Below are 22,524 nucleotides of genomic sequence, written 5' to 3'. Positions count from 1 at the left end.
TTAAATCTCGTGCAAATATAATCACAACAGACTAAAAATAAAGGATATTTTTTTACTAGACCAAGGTCTAATAGAGGTAAATAGCCTAAGCATTCCATACTTTATCTACGCACAATTAGAAATAAAAGGAAGTCAGATGAGCACCCAGTCTCTCTACAAAGTTCCAAGCGAAATCGCGGCGAATGCCCATATTAATGACGAGAAATATAAGAAGATGTATCAGGAATCTGTGGTTAATCCCGAAGGTTTCTGGAGAGAGCATGGCCAGCGCATCGATTGGATGAAGCCTTTTACTAAGGTCAAGAAAACCTCCTTCGACGATCATAACCTGTCGATCAACTGGTTCTATGACGGCACCCTTAACGCCTCGGTTAACTGTCTCGACAGACACCTGGCCGACAACGCCGATAAGCTAGCCATCATCTGGGAAGGTGATGACGCGGCCGATCAACGCACCCTCACCTATGGTGAACTCCATACAGAGGTGTGTAAGTTTGCCAACGCCCTGCGCAGCCAAGGCGTGCGTCGTGGTGACGTGGTCACGGTTTACATGCCAATGGTGCCCGAAGCCGCCGTGGTCATGCTGGCATGTGCCCGCATTGGCGCCATCCACTCTGTGGTGTTCGGTGGCTTCTCGCCTGACTCTATCGCCTCACGAGTGATCGACGGCAAGTCCAAGGTCGTGATCACCGCCGACGAAGGCGTGCGCGGTGGCCGCACTATCCCACTAAAAGCCAACATAGATGAGGCCTTGTCTCACCCAGACGTGACCTGTGTCGAGAAGGTGATCGTGCTTGAGCGTACCGGCAACCCCGTCAATTGGGTTGAGGGACGCGACATCAAGTGGGCGTCACTAATGGAAACCGCCTCAGAGCACTGCGTGGCCGAAGAGATGGGCGCCGAAGATCCCCTCTTCCTGCTCTATACATCTGGCTCTACCGGTAACCCTAAGGGCGTGCTGCACACCACGGGGGGGTACCTGGTCTATGCCTCGATGACCCACGAATATGTGTTTGACTACAAAGAGGGTGAGATCTACTGGTGTACCGCCGACGTGGGTTGGATCACCGGTCACTCCTACATGGTCTATGGCCCGCTGGCTAACGGCGCGACCATATTGATCCACGAAGGTATCCCTAACTACCCAACGCCAGCCCGTCTGGGTGAGATGATCGACCGCCATAAGGTCAACATCCTCTACACGGCGCCGACGTTGATCCGTGCTCTAATGGCAGAAGGCAAGGAGCAGTTCGATGGCTTCGATGGCAGCTCGCTGCGCATCATGGGCTCTGTGGGTGAACCTATTAACCCAGAGGCCTGGCGCTGGTATCACGAGGTGATCGGCCATGAGAACTGCCCTATCGTCGATACCTGGTGGCAAACCGAAACCGGTGGCATCTTGATCTCGCCACTGCCGGGCGCCACTGATACTAAGCCAGGTTCTGCCACACGCCCCTTCTTCGGCGTGCAGCCAGCCCTGGTGGACAACATGGGCAACATCATAGATGGCGCAGCCGAGGGTAACCTGGTGATCCTCGACTCCTGGCCAGGACAGATGCGCACCGTATACGGTGACCACGACAGATTCGCGCTGACCTACTTCAAGACCTTCCGTGGCATGTACTTTACTGGTGACGGTGCTCGCCGCGATGAAGATGGCTACTACTGGATCACTGGCCGAGTCGATGACGTGATTAACGTATCGGGCCACCGCCTGGGTACCGCCGAGGTCGAGAGCGCCCTGGTGGCTCACGAGCATGTCGCCGAGGCCGCCGTGGTGGGCTACCCTCACGACATCAAGGGCCAAGGAATCTATGCCTATGTCACCCTGACCAAGGGCACTCAGGAGAGCGAAGAGCTGCGCCAGGAGCTGCGTCAATGGGTCAGAAAAGAGATTGGTGCCCTGGCGACGCCGGATCTGATCCAGTGGGCCGGCGGTCTGCCTAAGACACGTTCGGGTAAGATCATGCGCCGCTTCCTGCGTAAGATCGCCGCCAACGAAGTGACCAACTTAGGTGATGCGTCAACTCTCGCTGATCCAGCGGTGATCGACACCCTGATTGAGACGCGTCTCAACCGCAGCGAATAACCTTTTTGCTGAATTAGATTCTCTCTTCTAGCCCCTCTTCGAGGGGCTTTTTTTATATCTCCCCTAGCCGCTACCAAGCTGCGCTGCTATCCTGACAGCCCCAATCACAGACCATCAATTGCCTTGCAACTCAGAGATTACCAACGCCAAGCCGTCGATGCTGCCATCAACCACTTTAAGCGCAGTGATGACTCCGCCCTGCTCGTCCTCCCGACCGGAGCCGGCAAGAGTATCGTCATCGCAGAGCTTGCCCGCATCGCCAAGGGGCGCACCCTGGTGCTTACTCACGTCAAGGAACTGGTGGCGCAAAACGCCGAGAAGGTTGGACTACTGACCGATGAGGCCAGTATCTTTTCCGCCGGGCTGAAACAGAAATCGACCCGCAACAAGACGGTGGTGGCCAGCATTCAATCGGCGGTACGAAATCCCAAGCAGTTTGACGAGCCCTATTCGCTGGTGATCATCGATGAGTGTCACCGAGTCTCCAACGAGAAAGAGAGCCAGTATCAGCAGCTGCTTAGTCATCTAAGAACAAAGAATTCGAAACTCAGGCTCTTGGGCCTGACGGCCACCCCCTATCGCTTGGGCAGCGGCTGGATCTACCGCTATCACTACCATGGCAAGATTGGCAATACCGAGCAGCCGGTGTTCGAGCACTGTATCTTCGAGCTGCCGATGCGCCCGCTCATTAAACAGGGCTTTCTGACACCGCCCAAGGTACTTGATGGCCTGTCGGCCCAGTATGATTTCAGCGAGCTCTCACCCAATGCCAACGGTGAATACAATGAGGCCGAAGTCGACTCTCTGCTGCATCACGCGGGCCGCGCCACCAAGGCGATTGTGGAGCAGATAAAACAGCTCACCAACACCCGCGCCGGTACCATCATCTTCGCGGCGACCGTGCGTCATGCCAAAGAGATCATGACCCTGCTGGACAGCCCCGAGGCGGGGCTAATCACCGCAGATACACCAAGCCAGGAGCGCGATGCCATTATCGATGCCTTCAAACGCCGCGAGCTCAGCTACCTGGTCAATGTTGCGGTACTCACCACGGGCTTCGACGCCCCCCATGTGGATCTTATCGCCATCTTGAGGCCCACGGCTTCTGTGAGCCTGTTCCAGCAAATGGTCGGCCGGGGCTTGAGGATCTGCGAAGGCAAGCGGGATTGCTTAGTGATCGACTACGCCGCCAACGGCTTCGACCTCTTCTTTCCCGAAGTCGGTCGCCCCAAACCCGACAGCAAGAGCGTGCCAGTACAGGTCCCCTGCCCCGAGTGTGGCTTTGCCAACGTCTTCTGGGGGTTAGTCGATGGTGATGGCGATATTATCGAGCACTTCGGACGACGCTGTCAGGCCGTGGTCGATGACGGCGACGGCAAGCACCAATGCGACTTTCGATTTCGCGCCAAGGCCTGCCCAAATTGCGGCGAAGAAAACGATATTGCCGCCAAGGTGTGCCAGCATTGTCAGTCAACGCTTATAGACCCGGACAAGCGTCTTAAAGAGGTGCTACAACAGAAACATCATCACCTGTTCCGTTGCCAGGAGATGCTGTTTGAGGCCGACAACGACAGGCTCAGGGTGCGTTACCTGGATATCGAGGGTAACGATTTCTGCTGTTACTTCAATTTTGCCACCAAGGCGCAGATCCGCGCCTTCTATGGCGTCTTTGTGCATCAACACACACGCACACCAGGCCAGAAACAACCCACCTTTAGCAAGGTCGACCAGGTGATCGCCGCGCGGGACTATTTTCGTATGCCGGATCTGCTGCTCCTCAAGAAGGGCAAACGCGGCTGGGAACTTGTCGAGAGTTTCTTCGACTATCGGGGCCGATTCGATAGCCAGCATAAGTTTGTATGATCTGTCATATGCAAACCCAGCCGGCCTATGGTATAAAGTCACCAACATTTACTTCTGGAGCGAATATGTTTGTTGTAATTTTCGGCCGTCCAGGCTGCCCATACTGCGTTAGAGCCGTTCAACTGTCAGAGCAACTGGTTGAATCTCGTGATGATTTTAAATTCAAGTATGTCGATATTCATGCAGAGGGTATCACCAAGGCCGATCTGGAAAAGACGGTAGGCAAGCCAGTTGAAACCGTGCCACAGATCTTCATCGATCAAGAGCATATCGGTGGCTGCACCGAATTTGAACAATATGTTCGCGACAACAATTTGCTGTAATTGAGGCAAAGAAAAAGGAGGCTTAGCCTCCTTTTTTATGCTCAGTTCACGCCCTAGAGCACATATTTCACCGAGAACATCACGCGATTCAACTCGCCCTTGTCCCCATTTTGTTTGGTGTTCTCTGCATACATATATTCCACCCCAACCGTCATAGGCTTCACAGGTGAATAGAGCAGGTTAATGTAGCCAGAGTAAGACTCCTCGTTCACCGCGCCACCGGTCAAGGCCACATCGTTATCCGCCTTGAAGCCTGACAGGGTAAAGCTTGAACGCCATTTATCGTTCCACCAATGGCGATAAGAGGCAAAGCCGCCGTAAGAGCTGATGGTCTTGATGTCGCCATAGGCGTCTAACACACCGGCATTGGCATAGTTAAGCGCCATGTAACGCCCTAAGCCATCACCGGCAGTCGCCGATAGTTTAAGATCATCATCACCAACAGGGATCACCCCGGTAAAGTTCACGCCATAGCCCATGGTCTGAGAATCTATACCGTTCTTCTCAAGGTTAAGTTGACGCGCAATACCAGCCAGCGTGAACTTTGCACCGCCTTGGGTCTTGAAGTTATAACGCGCCACGAAATCTGGCACTATACCGCTTCCGCTGGTGATACGTGAACCACCGCCATTAGGAGTTACCGTAGTTTCAGGATTTTCCAAGGCAAACTGGAAGCCGCCATTGGTGTATCTGACCTGCGTCTGGCGAACGAAAGGCGTACCGTCGGCCGCACCCACAAAGTCAAGGTTCTCAGGCAAGGAGCCTGGATTCATGAAGGTACTCCAGGTCTGACCCACGGTCCAGTTGTCGTAACTCACAAATGCATGACGAATACGTGGAGAGTAACTGTTCGATACCCTTTCGTTGCCGTCTGTATGGGTCATGAAGTCCAACTCGATAAAACCAGTCAGCTTGTGACCGTCTAGATCTGTCGTTGTCTTAAAATTAAAGCGAGACTCTCTCGCTTGGAAATCTACGACTTGTTTGCCATTGCCCGGCGTACCATAAATGGTACCTGGAACATAAAACTGGCGAGAAAGATTGCCTGAGTCCGGTGCACCATTGCTGTAGTCACTGAACATGACATCGGCCTTTACATAGCCACCAAACTTGAACTCTGTCTCGGCCATAGCGGCACTGGAACCTAGCGCCAGTAAGGTCGCCGCAGCCAGCAAAGACACTTTTGCGTTTTTCATCTGTCCTCTCCCTTTTTCATTATTATCGCAACGAATATGACGGAGTTAACAAACAAGTAACATTAGCAAAACGTCTATAAGACCAACGTCGAACAGGTATGACTAATATGCGAGAAATAGCTAGTGAATTAGTCTAGGTTTGGGCAATTGCTATCTAATCATCAAACTTAACTCTAAGTTATGAGGCAAAATCAGGCGGCTAATGCATAGGGACTTAGCACCTGATCAGAAACATATAAAATTAGAAATGAGAGAGAAAAGACCAATATTTAAATAGCTTAGGAATTGAATAACTTATTAATTGAACCACTTAGGATTGAATAGCAAGAGGAATACTAGGTAGTAAAGGAATTAAATATCAAGGGGAGTGGTGGGTCGTGAAGGATTCGAACTTTCGACCAATGTGGAGTTAAAAAGTAAAGCCAACTGCCTCTTTGCTTTAAAAGCATCGACTGAGCTAACAACTTTCTAAATCCCTATCATGATTTAACCCCCCAGAAAAAGTGGTGGCTCGCGAAGGACTCAAGCCTTAAACCCAAATAGAGGTAAAAAGTAAAGTCAGCTGGCTGAATTCTAATCTCGAAGAATTAAAATATGCCCAGTTAAAACTATTTCAAATAGGAAAATGCAGTGAGGGAATTAAACAGCAAGAGGAGTGGTGGGTCGTGAAGGATTCGAACCTTCGACCAATTGGTTAAAAGCCAACTGCTCTACCGACTGAGCTAACGACCCATCTTAGGATGCCTAACTGTTTAACCACTGTCAGAAAAGTGGTGGGTCGTGAAGGATTCGAACCTTCGACCAATTGGTTAAAAGCCAACTGCTCTACCGACTGAGCTAACGACCCATCTTAGGATGCCTAACTGTTTAACCACTGCTAGAGAAGTGGTGGGTCGTGAAGGATTCGAACCTTCGACCAATGTGGAGTTAAAAAGTAAAGCCAACTGCCTCTTTGCTTTAAAAGCATCGACTGAGCTAACAACTTTCCAAATCCTTCTCTTGATTTAACCACATAGAGAAAGTGGTGGGTCGTGAAGGATTCGAACCTTCGACCAATTGGTTAAAAGCCAACTGCTCTACCGACTGAGCTAACGACCCATCTTGGATGCCTAACTGTTTAACCACTGTCAGAAAAGTGGTGGGTCGTGAAGGATTCGAACCTTCGACCAATGTGGAGTTAAAAAGTAAAGCCAACTGCCTCTTTGCTTTAAAAGCATCGACTGAGCTAACAACTTTCTAAATCCTTCTCTCAATTTAACCACCTAGAGAAAGTGGTGGGTCGTGAAGGATTCGAACCTTCGACCAATTGGTTAAAAGCCAACTGCTCTACCGACTGAGCTAACGACCCATCTTAGATGCCTAACTGTTTAACCACTGCTAGAAAAGTGGTGGGTCGTGAAGGATTCGAACCTTCGACCAATGTGGAGTTAAAAAGTAAAGCCAACTGCCTCTTTGCTTTAAAAGCATCGACTGAGCTAACAACTTTCCAAGTCCTTCTCTTGATTTAACCACCTAGAGAAAGTGGTGGGTCGTGAAGGATTCGAACCTTCGACCAATTGGTTAAAAGCCAACTGCTCTACCGACTGAGCTAACGACCCATCTTAGGTGCCTAACTGTTTAACCACTGCCAGAAAAGTGGTGGGTCGTGAAGGATTCGAACCTTCGACCAATTGGTTAAAAGCCAACTGCTCTACCGACTGAGCTAACGACCCATCTTAGATGCCTAACTGTTTAACCACTGTCAGAAAAGTGGTGGGTCGTGAAGGATTCGAACCTTCGACCAATTGGTTAAAAGCCAACTGCTCTACCGACTGAGCTAACGACCCATTTCCAACTAAATCTCTTTGATTTAGCGCCCAAACGACTACGTCGCTTCGAGGGCGCCTATAATACCTTTTTCATCTTCTCATGCAAGTGCAAATTCCCCATTTTTTTTTGTTTGCATGAAAAACAGACTAAGAGTATGTTTTTTGGTTAAATAGAGATTAAAGCCCCACCATCTGCTGTTTGGCGATACGCGCCGCAGCGCTATTGGCATATTCGCTAACGACTTGCTGATAGTAACGTTTCGCAGCAGCGTTATCGTTACGCTTCTGTGCGATCATGCCAAGTTTAACCAAACTATCACCACGCTTATTCGACTCTTTAAACTGGTTCACCACAGTATTAAAGGCCTTGCCCGCCTCAGCAAGCTCACCCTTGTTATAGAGTAGCTGACCTAACCAATAGTTAGCATTCGCCGCATAGGTCGAGTTGGGGTATTGTGCGATGAACTCACGAAACGCCGGGATCGCCTCATCGTACTGACGCTCTTTCAGCACCAGATTAACCGCGCGCTCATAGCTGGCGGTTTCTCCCAGAGAAGAGGTCTCTGAACTGGTCGCCACAGGGGTTGCGGCCACAGGTGTCGACTTAGCCTTACTCAGGTTAGCGATATCGTCATAGAGCTGGCGCTGGCGCTGCAGCATCTGATTGATCTGATAGCTTTGCTGCTCAGTCAGGCCACGCAGGTCAAGTACCTCCTGTTGGAGGGTGTCAAGGCGCTGTTGCATCTCAAACTCGGCCGCTTGTTTGGCCTTTATGATACGCTCAAGGCGCGCAACTCTATCTTCGGAGGAACCACCGGCAACATCCTCAACGGGCGCAGGCGCCGCTACTGCGACGCCAACACTCATTAGAATTGCCGCGGTAACAACGGCAGTCTTCATAGTTAACCCTATCTAACGCTTAGTAAACCAATACCGCACGACGGTTCTTAGCAAAGCCATCATCGGTGCGAGAGAAATCTTGTGGCTTCTCTTCACCATAGCTCACTATGCTCATCTGGCTCGGTAGCACGCCCATGCTTTGCAGGTACTTGGCAACGGCCTTAGCACGGCGCTCACCCAGCGCGATGTTGTACTCTGGCGTACCACGCTCATCGGCATGGCCTTCGATCATCACGCGAACATTTGGATGCTCGAGCAGGTATTCACCGTGGGCATTAAGCACTTCTGAGAAATCAGAGGATACCGAGCTGCGGTCGAAATCGAAGTAGATGATATGTTCTTTACGCAGTTCCTGGTACTTAATACGTTGCTGCTCTTCTGGTGTCAGGATAGGTGCTACACCGCCCGTCTCAACGCCACCACCGGCATTCATTTCGCTGCTTTCGCTGCCGCTCATAGAGCTTGTCGCATCGGTTTGTGACTCAGAGGTTGAGCTACACGCGCTGATCGCCATAATCGGCAGGGCAACAACCATAGCTTTAAACAGCTTATTCAGATCCATTTTGTAATCCTTAATCTTGTTCTCAGTAGTAAATTTATAAGAAAGGTGACCAAGCAGGAGACTTCACCTCCCCTTGACCCACTGGCAATCTTGCCTTAAATCGTCCATCCATAGAGACAGCCGCCAACACCTGTTGGCCCTGATAGGTGGTGCCATAGATAACCATAGTACCGTTAGGCGCTATACTTGGCGACTCATCCAAACGTGTGGTCGTCAGCACCTGCATAAAACGCGTCTCAAGATCCATACGGGCAATATTGAACTTGCCGTTGGTGCGATTCACAAACACCATGCTGCGACCATCTGGTGAGATAGAGCCGCCCAGGTTCCATTCCCCCTCGAAGGTCAAGCGTGTAACCTTACCCGATGCCAATGCCACCTGATATATCTGCGGACGACCACCACGCTCTGAGGTGAAGATCAGCGACTTACCATCGGGTGTCCATGAGGCCTCGGTGTCGATGGCATAATGGTTGGTAACACGTTTTATCGCCTTGGTGGCAATATCCGCCACATAGATCTCAGGCTGCCCATCTTTCGACAGGGTTAGCGCTAACTTCTTGCCATCGGGCGAGAAGGTAGGCGCACCATTGATGCCAGGAAAGCTGGTCACCTTGGTTCTTTGCTGAGTATAGATATCCTGAACAAAAACCTCGGCCTGTTTGTTCTCAAAACTCACATAGGCCAAGCGGCGACCATCCGGTGACCAGGCTGGCGACATCAGCGGCTCGGGCGAGCGCAGCAGCATCTGCTCGTTATAGCCATCGTAATCGGCAATCATCAACTTATAGGGTGATTTCGCCTTGTGATCCACCACCACGTAGGCGATGCGGGTCAAGAAGGCACCGCGAATACCGGTAAGCTTCTCATAGACGATGTCGCTGATTCTGTGACCATACTGCCTGAACTGGGCGCTGCTGATCACTGTCTCGCGGCTATCGAGCAGATATTCGCTGGCCGACTGAGGGCCACCAGACTGCATCTGCGCCTTAACCAGATCAATAAGCTCGAAATTAACCAGATATTGATCTGGACCATAAGGCTTAACCGTGCCCATGACCACAGCTTCGGCGGCCACATTCGACCAGGCCTTCAAATCCATCTGCGCCAGCGAACCTAAATTGCGCTGTGGCAGACCCAATTCGTCCATTGGCTTAAAGGTACCGCTGCGGGTCAGATCCGACATCACCACATCAGAGATCTGTTGCGGCATGGGTGTGCTCCCCTGCCACACAAAAGGCACCACGGCGATAGGACGCGCCGCATCGACCCCTTCGGTGATCACTATATCCAATGCCGCCTTGGCCGGAATGGTTAAAAATGCCAGCCCCAAGATGAGCCATCTTCCCAAGTTTTTCATGGAACTCCTTTAATTAAACTCCGGTTGTACGGTGAGATTAATCTCTTTTAGCTTGTTGTAAACATCGGCCTCGGGCGAAACAGGCAGACGTCCCGCCTTGTTGATCGCCGCCTTAGTCGCCCGGCACACCACAGGATCGCCAGACACTATCTCGTTGCCGGTCACAAAGCCATCTTTAGCCAGACGAATAAACACGCGGCAGCTCTTGCCTCGCATCGACTCATCTACCACCAGGTGGCGCTGAATCGTGGCGCGGATCATCGAGGTATAACGCTGCACCTCACTCATCACCTGCTTGTTGCGAGTCTGGGACAGCGCGGCCTGCTCGGCGGCTAAGGCCTCTTGCATCATACGTTCCTGCTCGCGGCGCGCGGCCTCTTCCGCCTTACGTTTCGCCTCGGCTTCTTCCTTACGCTTACGCTCTTCGGCGGCCTTCTTGGCAGCAGCCTCTTCAGCCTTACGCTTGGCTTCGGCTTTGGCTGCGGCCTCTTCGGCGGCCTTGCGCTCGGCCTCTTTCTGTTTACGCTGGGCCTCGGCCTTGGCGGCCTTCTCCTTCTCCTGCTGCTCTTTGAGCTTGGCAGCCTTTGCAGCCTTGGCCGCATTTTGCGTCTCTAGCTCTTTCTGCTTGCGCTCCTGCTCAAGCTTCTTGATACGCTCCTGCTCACGCTCGCGGGCCTGGCGAGCCTCTTTGGCCTTACGGTCCAGCTCCTCCTGACGCGCCTTCTCCTTGCGCTCGGCGGCTAGCTTCTCGGCTTTTAGCTTCTCAACCTGTTCGTTGACCCGTTTCTGATCCACCACCACGGCCTGCACCGCCGGCGCACTGGCCTGAGGCACCACCTTGGGCTTCTCACTAAAATCGACGCCCATGGCCAAAACAACTATCACGCCAACATGAATGCTGGCTGAAATGATGAGTGGAACGGTAAATTCTGATTTCCCTGCCACCTGCTACTCCTCAGGCGAATCTGTCATCAGGCCTACCGAAGGTACGCCTGCTTTTTGTAACGTCACCATCAACTGGATCACCCGCTCATAGGGAATGCTTCTGTCGGCCTTAACCACCACAGGACGCTCAGGCTCCAGCTGCACTATGGCGCTGACTCTGACCGCGATCTCTTCGAGATCCAACACCTCTTTGCTGCTGGCGCTGCCAATATCCAGGTAATAATCGCCGTCGGCATCGATAGAGGCCACCACGGGCGGCTTACTGTCGGCAGGCAGGCTTTCGGCCTCCCCTTGGGGCAGATCCACCTTTACCCCCTGGGTCACGATAGGCGCGGTCACCATGAAGATGATGAGCAGTACCAACATCACGTCGATATAAGGGACAACGTTGATCTCGGCAACCGGACGACGCCTCTTGCGTTGATAACCCTGCTGCATTAGCCGACTTCCTTCTCACTGTAGGCCTGACGATGCAGGATGCTAGAGAACTCTTCCATGAAGTTGGCGTATGACATCTCTATCTTCTCCACCTGAGTCGAGAAGCGGTTGTAGGCGATTACCGCAGGGATCGCCGCAAACAGGCCCATGGCCGTAGCGATAAGTGCCTCGGCGATACCCGGGGCCACCATGGCAAGTGTCGCGTTTTCAACCGCGCCCAACGCGATGAAGGAATTCATGATCCCCCACACGGTACCAAACAGACCGATATAAGGGCTGGTCGAGCCAATCGTTGCCAGCAATGGCAGATGGGTTTCCAGCTTCTCAAGTTCTCTGGAGAGCGAGACGCGCATGGCGCGATAACAGCCGTCCATCACGGCGGCAGGCACCTTGCCGTTAAGGTTACTCAGGCGGGCATACTCTTTAAAGCCGGCGTAAAACATCGCCTCTAAACCGGTATTGCTCTCTTGTCTGGCAGAGAGTTCCTTATAGAGCTTATTGAGATCGACACCGGACCAAAACTTGTCTTCGAATTTGAGCGAACGCTGACGAGCCGAGGTCAGCAGGCGTCTACGTTGAATAATCACCGCCCAGGACACCACGGACAATGCCAGTAGCGTCAACATGACGAATTTAACTAATAGACTGGCCTGTAAAAACAGCCCGATAAAAGAGATATCAGCTTCCACCCTTTAACTCCTGAACAATATGATGGGGAATGGCTTTTGGCCGCATGCGCGATAATGCCACACAGGCCACCTGAATGTGTGCTTCACAATAGAGGGTTCCATCTTGATCCAATAGACGCTGGCGGAACACCATAGAGGCCTTCTTCATCTCTATGACCTCAGACTCGACCAAAAGGTCCTGCTCGAAACGCGCGGCCACCTTAAAATCGATATCGGCGTGTTTGACCACGAAAGCGATATCGTCGGCCAACAGCTGCGTCTGTTTTACCCCTATCTGTTTCAACCACTCGGTGCGGGCACGCTCGAAGAAATTGAGGTAGTTAGAGTGATACACCACTCCACCGGCATCGGTATCTTCGTAGTAAACGGATATAGGCCAACGAAACATAGCTAGAAACGGCTCAACATTCAGATTAAATAGAGGCCTACTATACCGAGTGCCCAGGCAATTGTGAATGCTTGACGCCCCTGTTGCCGGGACTAAGTGCATAAAATTTTGTTAATAAAAAAGGGAAGTTATTCACTTCCCTTTTTAGGTTGGTTTACTTAACCGCCTATCTTGCTCGGCACCGCAAGGCCGAAGCTATGCATTAAGAAACTGTAAATGTCGGCAAATTCATCAATCTTCATCGCCGTCGGCTTACCGGCACCATGACCAGCCTTTGACTCGATTCGCATGATGATAGGTGCATCTCCCGTCTGTCTGTCCTGCAGCAGGGCACCAAACTTGAAGCTGTGAAGCGGCACCACGCGATCGTCGTGATCCGCCGTCATCACCATGGTCGCCGGGTAGTCACGCTCACTAATGTTGTGATACGGCGAGTAGGCCAATAGCGCAGGGAACTGCTCGGCATTGTCGGCGCTGCCATATTCGCTGGTCCAGGCCCAGCCGATGGTGAACTTATGGAAACGCAGCATATCCAGCACGCCTACCGCAGGCAGAATGGCGGCGAACAGGTCTGGACGCTGAGTCACGGCCGCGCCCATCAGCAGACCACCGTTACTGCGGCCATAGGCGCCGAGCTTGCTCTGATTAGTGTACTTGTTATCAATCAAATACTCGGCCGCGGCAAAATAGTCATCGAACACATTCTGCTTCTTGTCGAACATGCCCGCCTGGTGCCAGCTCTCGCCATATTCTGCTCCGCCGCGCAGGTTTGGCACTGCGTATACGCCGCCCATATCCATCCAGGCGATGTTAGCCGGGCTGAATCTTGGCGTCAGCGAGATAGAGAATCCACCGTAGGCATACAAGAGGGTTGGGTTTTCACCGTTAAGGGTCAATCCCTTCTTGTAGGAGATCATCATAGGTACGCGCGTGCCATCCTTGCTGGTGTAGAACACCTGCTCAGAAACATAGTTGTCTGGGTTAAAGGCAACCTTAGGCTTAGCGTACAGGCTAGACTCACCCGTCTTAAAGTCAAACTTATAGGTAGTCTGCGGCTGCACATAGCTGTTGAAGGTGTAGTAGAAGTAATCCTTGTTGCGCTTGCCATATGGGCCAGCAATCTTGCCCTTACCCGGTAGGTCGACATCCTGGCGCTTCACGCCATTCATGCTGAAGATAGTGAGCTTACCCAGCACGTCGTGCAGGTAGCTGACCACCAGGTGATCGTTGATGATGGCTACGCTAGCGATAGGATCGCTCGACTCAGGAACCACCGTCTTCCAGTTTGCCTTGGCTGGACGATTCACATCCACCGCCACTATCTTGCCATTTGGCGCATCGAGATCTGTCTTGAAGTAGAAGACAGATTTGTCGTTACCCAGGAAGCTGTACTCGGCCTCAAGCTCGCTGATTAGCTCGACCACTGGTGCATTGGCATCGATCAGTGACTTATAGAAGAAACGGTTACGGCTATCTGTGCCCTGAGAAATGGAGATCAACAGGTAATCCCCAGCTTCCGACACCTCGGCGCCGAAGCCCCAATCTTTATTCTGTGGACGCTCGTAGATCAGCTTGTCTTGAGACTGATCTGTGCCCAGCTGGTGATAGTAAACCTTCTGGTTAAAGTTAACGTCGGCCAGCAGGTTACCGCCTTCGGGCGCGTCATAACGAGAATAGTAGACACCTTTATTGTCTTTGCTCCACTCGGCGCTGGAGAACTTAATCCAGTTGAGCTCATCGCCTAGCTTGGCACCGGTCGCCACATCGACAAACTGCCACTGCTGCCAGTCTGAGCCCGACTTAGAGACGCCATAGGCGATGATCTTACCATCGCCGCTGACAGAGACGCCGCTCAGGGCAACTGTGCCGTCGGTCGAGAAGCTGTTTGGGTCGAGGGCGACCTTCTCTTCACCGGCCTTGTTCTTCACATAGAGGACAGATTGTGCCTGCAGACCATCGTTGCGGTAATAGAAGGTGTTGTCACCACGCTCGTTAGGGGCTGTGACTTTCTCGAAGTTCCACAGCTCGGTGATGCGATCGACGATCGCCTGCTTGTTTTCCAGCTGCGCCAGAAAATCATGGCCAGCCTGTTGCTGCTGCTTCACCCAAGCATGGGTCGCGTCACTCTCTTCCTCTAGATAACGGTAAGGGTCGGCAACCTGTACGCCGTGAATTGTTTCGACCACGCCCTGGGGCTGAACCGCTGCCTGCGCTGCTGCCGTTTCATTGGCATGGTACTGGCAACCCATGAGTGTTAAACCTAATCCGGCAAGCAAAAGGGTTTGCTTGGATAAAATCGTCTTAAGAGCCATCTGTAGCCGTCCTGGATATCTCGTTATTATTAATGGTAAACCTGTGAGCTAGTGCCCAATAACCTCGTACTATACAAGTAAAAAAAAACCGTGCAATGGCTACAAATAAACGAATCCGGCATTTGCGAAATTGACTTGTTAATAAAAAAACAACATGGATGAATTATATAAATCGTGAAATTATGCAGCAATTTTGCGTAATCAAGCGCAAATACCCCAAATGTGTGAATTCGGCCCTTTAAACACCCTCTTTATACATTAGAAATACTAATCTAAGGTGGGAATTTTTCTAGTTTGTAGGACAAATGGTCTGACCCTATAATTCACCTCGTTTTCCGGAAGTGTCTACCCCGCTGGTAGATGGGAAACAAGAACTCCGAGTTCCCGTGCCAGTCACGTGAATTCATCCCTGGTTCTTATGCTTGACTTCCTTCCTTCAATTTGTTGATTGCAATGATTTATTTGCGGCCCACTTAAGATTAAGTGGGCTTTTTTTTGCCTGTTCTTTACCAGGCTTTTGCCACCGCTCGCTTTCTATCCCGGGCCGATAACAAAAAACCGGCCTTGTTGGCCGGTTTCCATAAATATTATTAACTCAATAAAGCTACTCTAATCCAGCGGCTTGCTGAGGCGGATCACCACGCGTCTGTTACGCGCCCGCTCATCTATGGTGTCGTTAGATGCTACGTGGCGACGCTCGCCGTGACCATAGGTATGGATACGCTCATTGGGGATACCCGCCGACAGGAAGAGCTGTTTGACCGAATTGGCGCGCTTCTCCGATACCTTCTTGTTCACCGATCGGCCACCGAAGCTGTCGGTATAGGCATCGATCAACACCAGCTCGACCTCAGGATCATAAGAGAGATACTCCTGCACCTTGGCGATCTGCGCCTTGGAGTAACGGGTCAGCTCAGAGCCGCCAAACTCGTAGGTCAGCACGGTAAAGGCGATATCATCGAAACTATAGGGCAAGAGATTGGCCAGACAGGATTTAAACTCGGCGTAACGACGACCAAAATTGGCGGCCGACAGTCCCACGGCTACCTTGCTGGAGCGGTTGTACCAGTCGGCATAATAGAAGGTCGGCTGCATGCCGCGTTCTAGCTCATTGAGCATGGACCAGGCCGCCTTCTTAGGCACCTCGCCACTGAAATATTTCTGATAGGTGAGATCGGTTATGGGACGGGATACCACACCAGGGCGCCAGGCGGGCGCCATGCTCATCAACTTGGCGCTGGTCACCTCGTCAGGCTTGACCCACATATCCAGGCTAAAGTTTAAATCATGATCTTTACCGGCGCGGCTGGTAAACACCGCCTTGCCATAGGATGGGATCTCATGTTCCAGGCGACAGATAATGGGGGTATTGCCGCTCAGGCGCCAGGAAGACTGTTCCAGGGATGCCACATAGTGACGCAACTCGGCCTGCGCCGTCGTCGCCAGACTCAAGCCAATCCCGAATGTCATCGCACATAGCACCCTAACCCACATAGACAGTCACTCTTGTTAATTACGTTACTTATCCCTATCGGCCTAATTTAGCATTCCTTTAGCCCATATATTGACCAATCAAACATGACAAGCTCCCATCGGATACTTCATAATAGCCCCCCACTCTTCACTTTGGATATTTTAATGAGCGATATTTGCGACGCACACAAACTTAAGCATAGATTTCGTGGCTACTTTCCCGTCGTCATAGATGTTGAAACCGCGGGTTTTAATGCTCAAACCGATGCGTTGCTGGAGATCGCCGTCACCCTGCTGAAGATGGATGATAATGGCGACTTGGTGCTGGATAAGACGCTGCATTATCATATCGAACCCTTCGAAGGCGCCAACCTAGAGCCAGAAGCCCTGGCCTTCAATGGCATAGACCCAAGCAATCCACTGCGCGGCGCCGTCAGCGAGAAGGAAGCCTTCTTAGAGATCTTTAAAGAGGTCAAGAAGCACCAGAAGGCATCAAATTGTCACCGCAGCATCATAGTGGCCCACAACGCCGCTTTCGACCACGGCTTCGTCACCCAGGCGATTGAGCGCAACGCCCTCAAGCGCACACCATTTCACCCCTTTGCTACCTTCGACACCGCCGCCCTTTCGGGGCTGGCGCTGGGTCATACCGTTTTGGCCAAGGCCTGTGAGATTGCCGGTATCCCCTTCGACAACAAAGAGGCTCACTCCGCCCTGTATGATACCGAGCGCACCGCCGAGCTGTTTTGTCATATCGTCAACAAGTGGAAGGCCTTAGGCGGCTGGCCGGTGGCCACGCCTAGCGAAGAAACAGGTAGCGATGAAGCCGCCAGCGAGCCGGCTAGCGGGCAAGACACAGATACGAGTGCTAACTGCTAACAAATAGCGAGTATCAATCGTAACTCTTATGAGAGCTTAATAGTAAGAGCTTGATAGCTCGTAGCGGATGCGGCGAGCTATCAATAATTAAACCGATATTTACAGCCCTGTACGACTGTCCAGATTCAGGGCTTTAATTAAATCAAACACCTCATAGATCTCCTTAAACACCTGCTCTATGTCTTCGACAAAATCCAGTGGCTTTAACAGATCCAGTTTAGGTTCAAAATAGTTATGCTTGCAAGCGATCTTAATCAGCAGTCGTCCATCTTTAAAACTCGCCTCTAGTTCGCCACGGTAAAAACGAGACAGTGAGAGCAAACGCTCCATGGTCGCCGTATTTAGCAAATATCTCGCCTCGACTTGATCGTCGCTATACACCTGAAACTCTCGCTCAAAGGTTGGGTCTTCCAGCTTTACCCGTGTCAGCTTCTGTTTAAACTGCACTAAGCTGTTGCCAATAACCCCTTTATCCTGACGCACCAGGGTATTACCAGAGAATTTCTTTAATAGCGTAAACTCAATCAAAACCCCTTCGAACAAGGTCTTGTATTGGGGTTTATTGTCTTTAGTCCCTTTATACTCGAGTAGCGTCAGCTCTCTCATCAGGAAAGGCACATTGTGGTATTTTCCCTTAACCGAATCGTCAAAGTAGCCCTTGTCATATTTTGGAAAGAGACCATAGTCCTTATAAGCATCCAGTTCGGGTAAGTTCGACGGATTCAACTCAAAGCTCTTGCCAAAATAGCCGAGCAGCAGTGGATAGATCTCATCGACTATCTTAGTGCGCAATTGATTTATCTCGCTACTCGCCCAGATGATAACGCTTGCCACCGCGACGATAGATAAAAAGGCGCCGGCAAAGCCGATATAAAATACGCCATCTTCAAAATCGAGCACTATTGCGCCATAAAAACTCAGGGCAAAAAATGCCAAAAAGACAGGTAATCCTATCAGGGTGACGGGAGCGCTTATTTTTCTGCGGGCCAGATACTTAGCGGCCGCCGCCTGACGAGCCGACTCATAACGCCGACACCTAGGGGCTATCTGTTTCGCGTAATATTGACTAAAGGCCTGCTTGTCCTCGGCCGGAATCGCAAACTCCATTGGATTCATACATCTATCCTTGCTAATGTCCTTGAGCGACAATTAGCGGATATCTTGCGGCGCACGTCAAGAGATGATGATTCGATCGATTGAAAAACAATCGTTTAGCTTACTCGGTTTGATTTGCATCGAGATAGAAAATCTTGATCTCGGCGAAAGATTATTTACTCAATCGGCTGGCGACAGACTGCCCCGAGGTATATTTAGCCAGAAGCGCATCTATGACGCCCTGGGATCTTAGCTGGCTGATCGCATCGTTAATCTGTCCAAGTAAGGCCTGATGTTCCTTGCGCATGCGGATCACCAACACGCCATCGGAATGCACCGCCGCCAGAGCGATGGGTACCTCCAGCTCCTTGGCCCAATATAACGCGGTAAGATCGCCTGCAATGGCCGCCTGAATTCGCCCCTTCTGCAAGGCGATGATCAGCTCACGTTCAGACTTGAAATCGATACGCGTATATTCACTGTCATCATGGTAGAGGTAGCCACGCACCGTGCCTATCTCCTGGCCGCGGATCGTGTTGATATCCATCCACTGCTCCTGGTTACCGGCCAGCACCACCACATGCTCCTTTATGGCAAAAATAGGCTGAGACTGCACGAAGGCATCGCCAAGATCCCCTCCCTCGAACCAGCTGGGGCTGACCACATCAAAATCCAGTCCGCCGGTTGCCAATGCTTGATTGGTCCGCTTAGGCGGATAATGTTTTGCATCTAACCTCACTGGGGTTAAGGCGAAGATCTGCGGCACCAACTCGGCCAGGATCCCTGGGTCTTTGGTGGTCTCGGGAATAAAGTAAGGGTACCAACTGCTAGATCCGTTGACGTCATAGGAGAGCACAGTCTCGGCGCGAAGCGGCGCCGCTAACATCAGGCAAGAGATAAAGGCTAGAGAGATTCGCATCGAGTTATACCGCACGTCTAATACCCTATGTTTAGTAGCTGACTTCTTGCTCCTTGGATAAGCCACTTGGGCGATAATGCTCAGGGAGTTGCTCTAGGTATATCAGTGGTAAACAAAATGATCAATTCATTAACATTTTTCCTTTGAAACTACCCGGATTAAATGGCCTAGATCAAATAGCCAAGAGTAAAAGAGCCAAAACCCGCCGCTCGCCTCACCCCGATGAGAAGGAAAGATGATATAGTCGGCCCAGCTTTTTAACCTAGGTTACAACAATTTCCATGAGCGAATCCCCCATGAGCCAATCCCATTTTGACGGCAAGTATGAAGTCGAGCATAAATACAGGCTCCAAGATAGAGACGCCTTCTTAAGCAGGCTAGAGAGTCTCCCCCACGAGACTATGCTAAAAGACAATGTCGAGTTTGATCGTTACTACGACACCCCTTCGGGGCAGTTGGCTCAGCAGAGCAAGCACTTGTGTATCAGGCAGATGCACCCATCAAACATCAAGCTGTGGATAGTTAAAGGCCCTGGTGACAAGCAGTGTCAGGCGACTCGCATCGACAATATCGACAGCGCCGCCGATATGCTACAAACCTTAGGTTATAAGGTAGTGCTGCAGCTTACCAAGACTCGCAGCATCTATTTTATCGACCAGTACCATGTGACGGTCGACAATCTCGAAGGCATGGGGGATTTTGCCGAGTTGGCGATCATGACAGACGATGAGACCCAGCTGGCATATCACGAACAAGGCCTGCTCGAGCTTGCCCAGCAGCTTGGCCTTACGCAAGAAGACAGGGAAACCCGCTCCTATCGCGAGCTGATGCAAAAACGCCAATCTGTACCCTCGCCCACTTAGAGGCAGACGGCAAGGAAGACGGTAAATGAGCCCTAACGACATGAGGCTCATGAAATTCAGCCATAAAAAAAAGCTGCCCTAGGGCAGCTTTTTGCTAACATTTTTACTAACGCTTTTACTAACGATATTAATCGCTTATAGTGAGTCAGCGTTGTCAGTCAGGTAAGAAGCAACGCCTTCTGGGCTTGCGTCCATACCCTTGTCACCTTTTTCCCAACCAGCTGGGCAAACGTCACCGTGCTCTTCGTGGAACTGAAGCGCGTCGATCATACGTAGCATCTCGTCAACGTTACGGCCTAGTGGCAGATCGTTAACAACTTGGTGACGAACCTGACCTTCTTTGTCGATCAGGAAAGAACCACGGAAAGCCACACCGGCTTCTGGATGCTCAACATCGTAGGCTTTACAGATATCGTGCTTCACGTCAGCCACTAGCGTGTATTGCACCTGGCCGATACCACCCTTGTCTACTGGGGTGTTACGCCATGCGTTGTGAGTGAACTGGGAATCGATAGAAACACCGATAACTTCTACGCCACGCTTCTTGAACTCTTCCATGCGGTGGTCGAAAGCAATCAACTCAGATGGGCATACGAATGTGAAATCAAGTGGGTAGAAGAATACTACAGCTGGCTTTCCTTTAATCGCTTCGCTTAGGGTAAAGCTATCAACGATTTCGCCATTACCTAGCACTGCTGCAGCTGTAAAATCAGGAGCCGGACGGCCTACTAATACGCTCATTTTTTATCTCCATCTATGGATTGAAAAAGCTTTTAATTCTGAACTCAAAAGCATTATAGGCAGTCACCAGCGGGACACAAGTAATTTGGGATCATTGTCACTTTTTTTAATAAATATTCATCGAGTTGCCCAAGTTATCACCGTCTTCTTTCCGGCCGGTTAGGCTTATTTACACTTACGCAGTAAACTTGAATACAGTTCGGTTACATCTCTTGCTAAATTCTTAGATAAAACGCCATGGCGCTGGACAACACGGGCTATTGCTGGCAAAAATAGCTTCCCATTACAGATTAAAAAATCAGATTGAATCAATATGAATGCAGTTGTTATTGCCGTTTGCTTGATGTTGGGCCTTAGCCTTGCCCGGGTAAACGTCGTTATCGCACTCACCGTGAGTGCATTGGTCGCCGGACTCGTCGGCGGCATGAACCTAGATCAGACGGTCGACGCCTTTAATACCGGCCTTGGCGGCGGCGCGCAGATCGCCCTGAGCTATGCCCTGTTGGGCGCCTTTGCCGTGGCCCTGTCACACTCGGGACTCACCACGCTTATCTCCCGCAAGGTGATCGCCCAGTTAGGACAAGAAGAAAGCCCTGGCAACGTCAACAAGGTGCGCTGGTTCCTCTTGCTGGCTATCCTGGCCATGGCGGTATCGTCACAAAACATTCTGCCGATTCATATTGCCTTCATTCCGATCTTAATTCCGCCGCTGTTGCATGTGATGTCTAAGCTCAAGCTCGACCGACGTCTGGTGGCCTGTGTGCTCACCTTCGGCCTAGTGACCACCTATATGATCCTGCCCGTGGGTTTTGGTGGTATCTTCCTCAACGACATCTTGCTCTCTAACCTCACCAGCAACAACTTAGATGCGGTGCGCGAGCAGATCCCATCGGCCATGTTAATCCCGGCCCTAGGCATGGTGGTGGGGCTATTCATCGCCGTATTCATCAGCTATCGCAAGCCAAGAGAGTATAAAGAAGAGTTGATCCTCGCCGCCGAGCCGGAGGAGACCCTCAATCGCCGTAACATCATCATCGCCCTGGTCGCTATTGCCTCTACCCTAGCGGTGCAGCTCTATACCGGCTCGATGATCTTCGGCGCCCTCATCGGCTTTATCATCTTTAGCTTCTCTGGCGCCCTCAAGCATGTGGCCGATCAGGATATCTTTAACCAAGGCGTACGCATGATGGCCAACATAGGTTTCATCATGATCTCGGCCGCCGGTTTCGCCGCCGTGGTCAAGGCCACAGGCGACGTGGGCACCCTGGTTGATTCCCTCAGCCATCTCATCGGTGACAACCGCGCCTTGGCGGCCTTCTTGATGTTGGTGGTCGGGCTGCTCATCACCATGGGAATCGGCTCATCGTTTTCCACCATCCCGATTATTGCCACCATCTATGTGCCGCTGGCCATCAGCTTCGGCTTCTCGGTACCGGCCACCATAGCGCTTGTCGGCACGGCTGCGGCGCTGGGTGATGCGGGCTCACCGGCTTCGGATTCGACCCTGGGCCCAACGGCCGGTCTTAACGCCGACGGTCAGCATGATCACATTCGTGACAGCGTGATCCCAACCTTTATCCACTACAACATCCCCTTGTTGATCTCGGGTTGGATAGCGGCCATGGTGCTTTAGCCAACACTGATAAAGATCCATAAAAAAAGGAGCCTTAAGGCTCCTTTT

Annotated in this window: 19 protein-coding genes and 7 tRNA genes; 6 read left to right on the top strand and 20 right to left on the bottom strand. The window is 51.4% G+C overall.

Annotated elements, in window-relative coordinates; all coding sequences use genetic code 11:
* The first annotated feature begins 136 nt into the window (after nucleotides 1–136).
* The 3 genes from acs to SHEW_RS07955 all read left to right on the top strand — a co-directional run bounded on the left by acs (nucleotide 137) and on the right by SHEW_RS07955 (nucleotide 4,275).
* Complete coding sequence (acs, locus tag SHEW_RS07965; RefSeq protein ID WP_011865332.1) at nucleotides 137–2,089, top strand: acetate--CoA ligase; 1,953 nt, start codon at nucleotides 137–139, stop codon at nucleotides 2,087–2,089.
* A 117-nt stretch (nucleotides 2,090–2,206) separates the two neighbouring features.
* Nucleotides 2,207–3,952 (top strand): DNA repair helicase RadD, encoded by a 1,746-nt coding sequence (radD, locus tag SHEW_RS07960; RefSeq protein WP_502577622.1) that lies wholly within the window; start codon nucleotides 2,207–2,209, stop codon nucleotides 3,950–3,952.
* 65 nt (nucleotides 3,953–4,017) lie between these two features.
* Nucleotides 4,018–4,275 (top strand): GrxA family glutaredoxin, encoded by a 258-nt coding sequence (locus SHEW_RS07955; protein WP_011865330.1) that lies wholly within the window; start codon nucleotides 4,018–4,020, stop codon nucleotides 4,273–4,275.
* A 53-nt stretch (nucleotides 4,276–4,328) separates the two neighbouring features.
* On the opposite strand, the gene SHEW_RS07950 is transcribed toward SHEW_RS07955, so the two are convergent.
* From SHEW_RS07950 to SHEW_RS07870, 17 genes are all read right to left on the bottom strand, one after another.
* Nucleotides 4,329–5,471 (bottom strand): DcaP family trimeric outer membrane transporter, encoded by a 1,143-nt coding sequence (locus SHEW_RS07950; RefSeq protein WP_011865329.1) that lies wholly within the window; start codon nucleotides 5,469–5,471, stop codon nucleotides 4,329–4,331.
* 656 nt (nucleotides 5,472–6,127) lie between these two features.
* Nucleotides 6,128–6,203: transfer RNA gene (locus SHEW_RS07945), tRNA-Lys, on the bottom strand.
* Between the two features lie 39 nt (nucleotides 6,204–6,242).
* Nucleotides 6,243–6,318: transfer RNA gene (locus SHEW_RS07940), tRNA-Lys, on the bottom strand.
* 175 nt (nucleotides 6,319–6,493) lie between these two features.
* Nucleotides 6,494–6,569: transfer RNA gene (locus SHEW_RS07935), tRNA-Lys, on the bottom strand.
* Between the two features lie 174 nt (nucleotides 6,570–6,743).
* Nucleotides 6,744–6,819 (bottom strand) — tRNA-Lys (locus SHEW_RS07930).
* A gap of 174 nt (nucleotides 6,820–6,993) precedes the next feature.
* Nucleotides 6,994–7,069 (bottom strand) — tRNA-Lys (locus tag SHEW_RS07925).
* A 38-nt stretch (nucleotides 7,070–7,107) separates the two neighbouring features.
* Nucleotides 7,108–7,183: transfer RNA gene (locus SHEW_RS07920), tRNA-Lys, on the bottom strand.
* Nucleotides 7,184–7,221: 38 nt separating this feature from the next.
* Nucleotides 7,222–7,297 (bottom strand) — tRNA-Lys (locus SHEW_RS07915).
* Between the two features lie 159 nt (nucleotides 7,298–7,456).
* A complete protein-coding gene (ybgF, locus tag SHEW_RS07910; protein ID WP_011865328.1) occupies nucleotides 7,457–8,179 on the bottom strand; it encodes a tol-pal system protein YbgF in 723 nt (240 codons plus the stop codon).
* A 19-nt stretch (nucleotides 8,180–8,198) separates the two neighbouring features.
* Nucleotides 8,199–8,741, bottom strand: a complete 543-nt coding sequence (gene pal / locus SHEW_RS07905) for a peptidoglycan-associated lipoprotein Pal (protein ID WP_011865327.1) — start codon at nucleotides 8,739–8,741, stop codon at nucleotides 8,199–8,201.
* A gap of 34 nt (nucleotides 8,742–8,775) precedes the next feature.
* Nucleotides 8,776–10,101 carry a Tol-Pal system beta propeller repeat protein TolB gene (gene tolB, locus SHEW_RS07900; protein WP_011865326.1) on the bottom strand — a complete coding sequence of 442 codons (1,326 nt, stop codon included), beginning with the start codon at nucleotides 10,099–10,101 and terminating at the stop codon, nucleotides 8,776–8,778.
* Between the two features lie 9 nt (nucleotides 10,102–10,110).
* On the bottom strand, nucleotides 10,111–11,046 hold the full coding sequence (gene tolA / locus SHEW_RS07895; protein WP_011865325.1) for a cell envelope integrity protein TolA: 936 nt from the start codon (nucleotides 11,044–11,046) through the stop codon (nucleotides 10,111–10,113).
* A gap of 3 nt (nucleotides 11,047–11,049) precedes the next feature.
* Nucleotides 11,050–11,484 carry a protein TolR gene (gene tolR, locus SHEW_RS07890; protein ID WP_011865324.1) on the bottom strand — a complete coding sequence of 145 codons (435 nt, stop codon included), beginning with the start codon at nucleotides 11,482–11,484 and terminating at the stop codon, nucleotides 11,050–11,052.
* Nucleotides 11,484–12,173, bottom strand: a complete 690-nt coding sequence (gene tolQ, locus SHEW_RS07885; RefSeq protein ID WP_011865323.1) for a protein TolQ — start codon at nucleotides 12,171–12,173, stop codon at nucleotides 11,484–11,486. Before tolQ ends, tolR begins: the two co-directional genes overlap by 1 nt.
* Entirely contained in the window at nucleotides 12,163–12,561 is a 399-nt protein-coding gene (ybgC, locus tag SHEW_RS07880; RefSeq protein ID WP_011865322.1) for a tol-pal system-associated acyl-CoA thioesterase, read from the bottom strand. Before ybgC ends, tolQ begins: the two co-directional genes overlap by 11 nt.
* 158 nt (nucleotides 12,562–12,719) lie before the next feature.
* On the bottom strand, nucleotides 12,720–14,873 hold the full coding sequence (locus tag SHEW_RS07875) for a prolyl oligopeptidase family serine peptidase (RefSeq protein ID WP_041406583.1): 2,154 nt from the start codon (nucleotides 14,871–14,873) through the stop codon (nucleotides 12,720–12,722).
* A gap of 609 nt (nucleotides 14,874–15,482) precedes the next feature.
* A complete protein-coding gene (locus SHEW_RS07870) occupies nucleotides 15,483–16,343 on the bottom strand; it encodes a flagellar protein MotY (protein WP_011865320.1) in 861 nt (286 codons plus the stop codon).
* A 168-nt stretch (nucleotides 16,344–16,511) separates the two neighbouring features.
* Between SHEW_RS07870 and rnt the strand changes: the two genes are divergently transcribed.
* Complete coding sequence (rnt, locus tag SHEW_RS07865) at nucleotides 16,512–17,225, top strand: ribonuclease T (RefSeq protein WP_041406579.1); 714 nt, start codon at nucleotides 16,512–16,514, stop codon at nucleotides 17,223–17,225.
* Nucleotides 17,226–17,324: 99 nt separating this feature from the next.
* On the opposite strand, the gene SHEW_RS07860 is transcribed toward rnt, so the two are convergent.
* Together SHEW_RS07860 and SHEW_RS07855 are read right to left on the bottom strand one after the other, a co-directional pair.
* Nucleotides 17,325–18,341, bottom strand: a complete 1,017-nt coding sequence (locus tag SHEW_RS07860; protein WP_011865318.1) for a DUF3137 domain-containing protein — start codon at nucleotides 18,339–18,341, stop codon at nucleotides 17,325–17,327.
* A gap of 151 nt (nucleotides 18,342–18,492) precedes the next feature.
* Complete coding sequence (locus SHEW_RS07855; RefSeq protein ID WP_011865317.1) at nucleotides 18,493–19,239, bottom strand: substrate-binding periplasmic protein; 747 nt, start codon at nucleotides 19,237–19,239, stop codon at nucleotides 18,493–18,495.
* Between the two features lie 296 nt (nucleotides 19,240–19,535).
* Here SHEW_RS07855 and cyaB point away from each other — a divergent pair, with 296 nt between their 5' ends.
* On the top strand, nucleotides 19,536–20,102 hold the full coding sequence (cyaB, locus tag SHEW_RS07850) for a class IV adenylate cyclase (protein WP_041406577.1): 567 nt from the start codon (nucleotides 19,536–19,538) through the stop codon (nucleotides 20,100–20,102).
* A 135-nt stretch (nucleotides 20,103–20,237) separates the two neighbouring features.
* On the opposite strand, the gene SHEW_RS07845 is transcribed toward cyaB, so the two are convergent.
* Nucleotides 20,238–20,843: a peroxiredoxin gene (locus tag SHEW_RS07845; RefSeq protein WP_011865315.1), complete on the bottom strand. Its 606-nt coding sequence runs from the start codon at nucleotides 20,841–20,843 to the stop codon at nucleotides 20,238–20,240.
* Nucleotides 20,844–21,156: 313 nt separating this feature from the next.
* Here SHEW_RS07845 and SHEW_RS07840 point away from each other — a divergent pair, with 313 nt between their 5' ends.
* Nucleotides 21,157–22,476, top strand: coding sequence for a Na+/H+ antiporter family protein (locus tag SHEW_RS07840; protein WP_011865314.1), 1,320 nt, complete (start codon nucleotides 21,157–21,159; stop codon nucleotides 22,474–22,476).
* Nucleotides 22,477–22,524 lie beyond the last annotated feature (48 nt).

The organism is Shewanella loihica PV-4, assembly GCF_000016065.1.
GTDB classification, from domain to species: Bacteria; Pseudomonadota; Gammaproteobacteria; order Enterobacterales; family Shewanellaceae; genus Shewanella; species Shewanella loihica.
The sequence above is the reverse complement of the archived record's forward strand: the minus strand, read 5'-3'. Positions and strand labels throughout refer to the sequence as shown.

What these genes read in the sequence shown, in the direction of transcription:
- acs (WP_011865332.1), top strand. Translation starts at nt 137, where the DNA reads ATGAGCACCCAGTCTCTCTACAAAGTTCCAAGCGAAATCGCGGCGAAT.
- SHEW_RS07955 (WP_011865330.1), top strand. Translation starts at nt 4,018, where the DNA reads ATGTTTGTTGTAATTTTCGGCCGTCCAGGCTGCCCATACTGCGTTAGA.
- SHEW_RS07950 (WP_011865329.1), bottom strand. Translation starts at nt 5,471, where the DNA reads ATGAAAAACGCAAAAGTGTCTTTGCTGGCTGCGGCGACCTTACTGGCG.
- ybgF (WP_011865328.1), bottom strand. Translation starts at nt 8,179, where the DNA reads ATGAAGACTGCCGTTGTTACCGCGGCAATTCTAATGAGTGTTGGCGTC.
- pal (WP_011865327.1), bottom strand. Translation starts at nt 8,741, where the DNA reads ATGGATCTGAATAAGCTGTTTAAAGCTATGGTTGTTGCCCTGCCGATT.
- tolB (WP_011865326.1), bottom strand. Translation starts at nt 10,101, where the DNA reads ATGAAAAACTTGGGAAGATGGCTCATCTTGGGGCTGGCATTTTTAACC.
- tolR (WP_011865324.1), bottom strand. Translation starts at nt 11,484, where the DNA reads ATGCAGCAGGGTTATCAACGCAAGAGGCGTCGTCCGGTTGCCGAGATC.
- ybgC (WP_011865322.1), bottom strand. Translation starts at nt 12,561, where the DNA reads ATGTTTCGTTGGCCTATATCCGTTTACTACGAAGATACCGATGCCGGT.
- SHEW_RS07875 (WP_041406583.1), bottom strand. Translation starts at nt 14,873, where the DNA reads ATGGCTCTTAAGACGATTTTATCCAAGCAAACCCTTTTGCTTGCCGGA.
- SHEW_RS07870 (WP_011865320.1), bottom strand. Translation starts at nt 16,343, where the DNA reads ATGACATTCGGGATTGGCTTGAGTCTGGCGACGACGGCGCAGGCCGAG.
- rnt (WP_041406579.1), top strand. Translation starts at nt 16,512, where the DNA reads ATGAGCGATATTTGCGACGCACACAAACTTAAGCATAGATTTCGTGGC.
- SHEW_RS07860 (WP_011865318.1), bottom strand. Translation starts at nt 18,341, where the DNA reads ATGAATCCAATGGAGTTTGCGATTCCGGCCGAGGACAAGCAGGCCTTT.
- SHEW_RS07855 (WP_011865317.1), bottom strand. Translation starts at nt 19,239, where the DNA reads ATGCGAATCTCTCTAGCCTTTATCTCTTGCCTGATGTTAGCGGCGCCG.
- cyaB (WP_041406577.1), top strand. Translation starts at nt 19,536, where the DNA reads ATGAGCCAATCCCATTTTGACGGCAAGTATGAAGTCGAGCATAAATAC.
- SHEW_RS07845 (WP_011865315.1), bottom strand. Translation starts at nt 20,843, where the DNA reads ATGAGCGTATTAGTAGGCCGTCCGGCTCCTGATTTTACAGCTGCAGCA.
- SHEW_RS07840 (WP_011865314.1), top strand. Translation starts at nt 21,157, where the DNA reads ATGAATGCAGTTGTTATTGCCGTTTGCTTGATGTTGGGCCTTAGCCTT.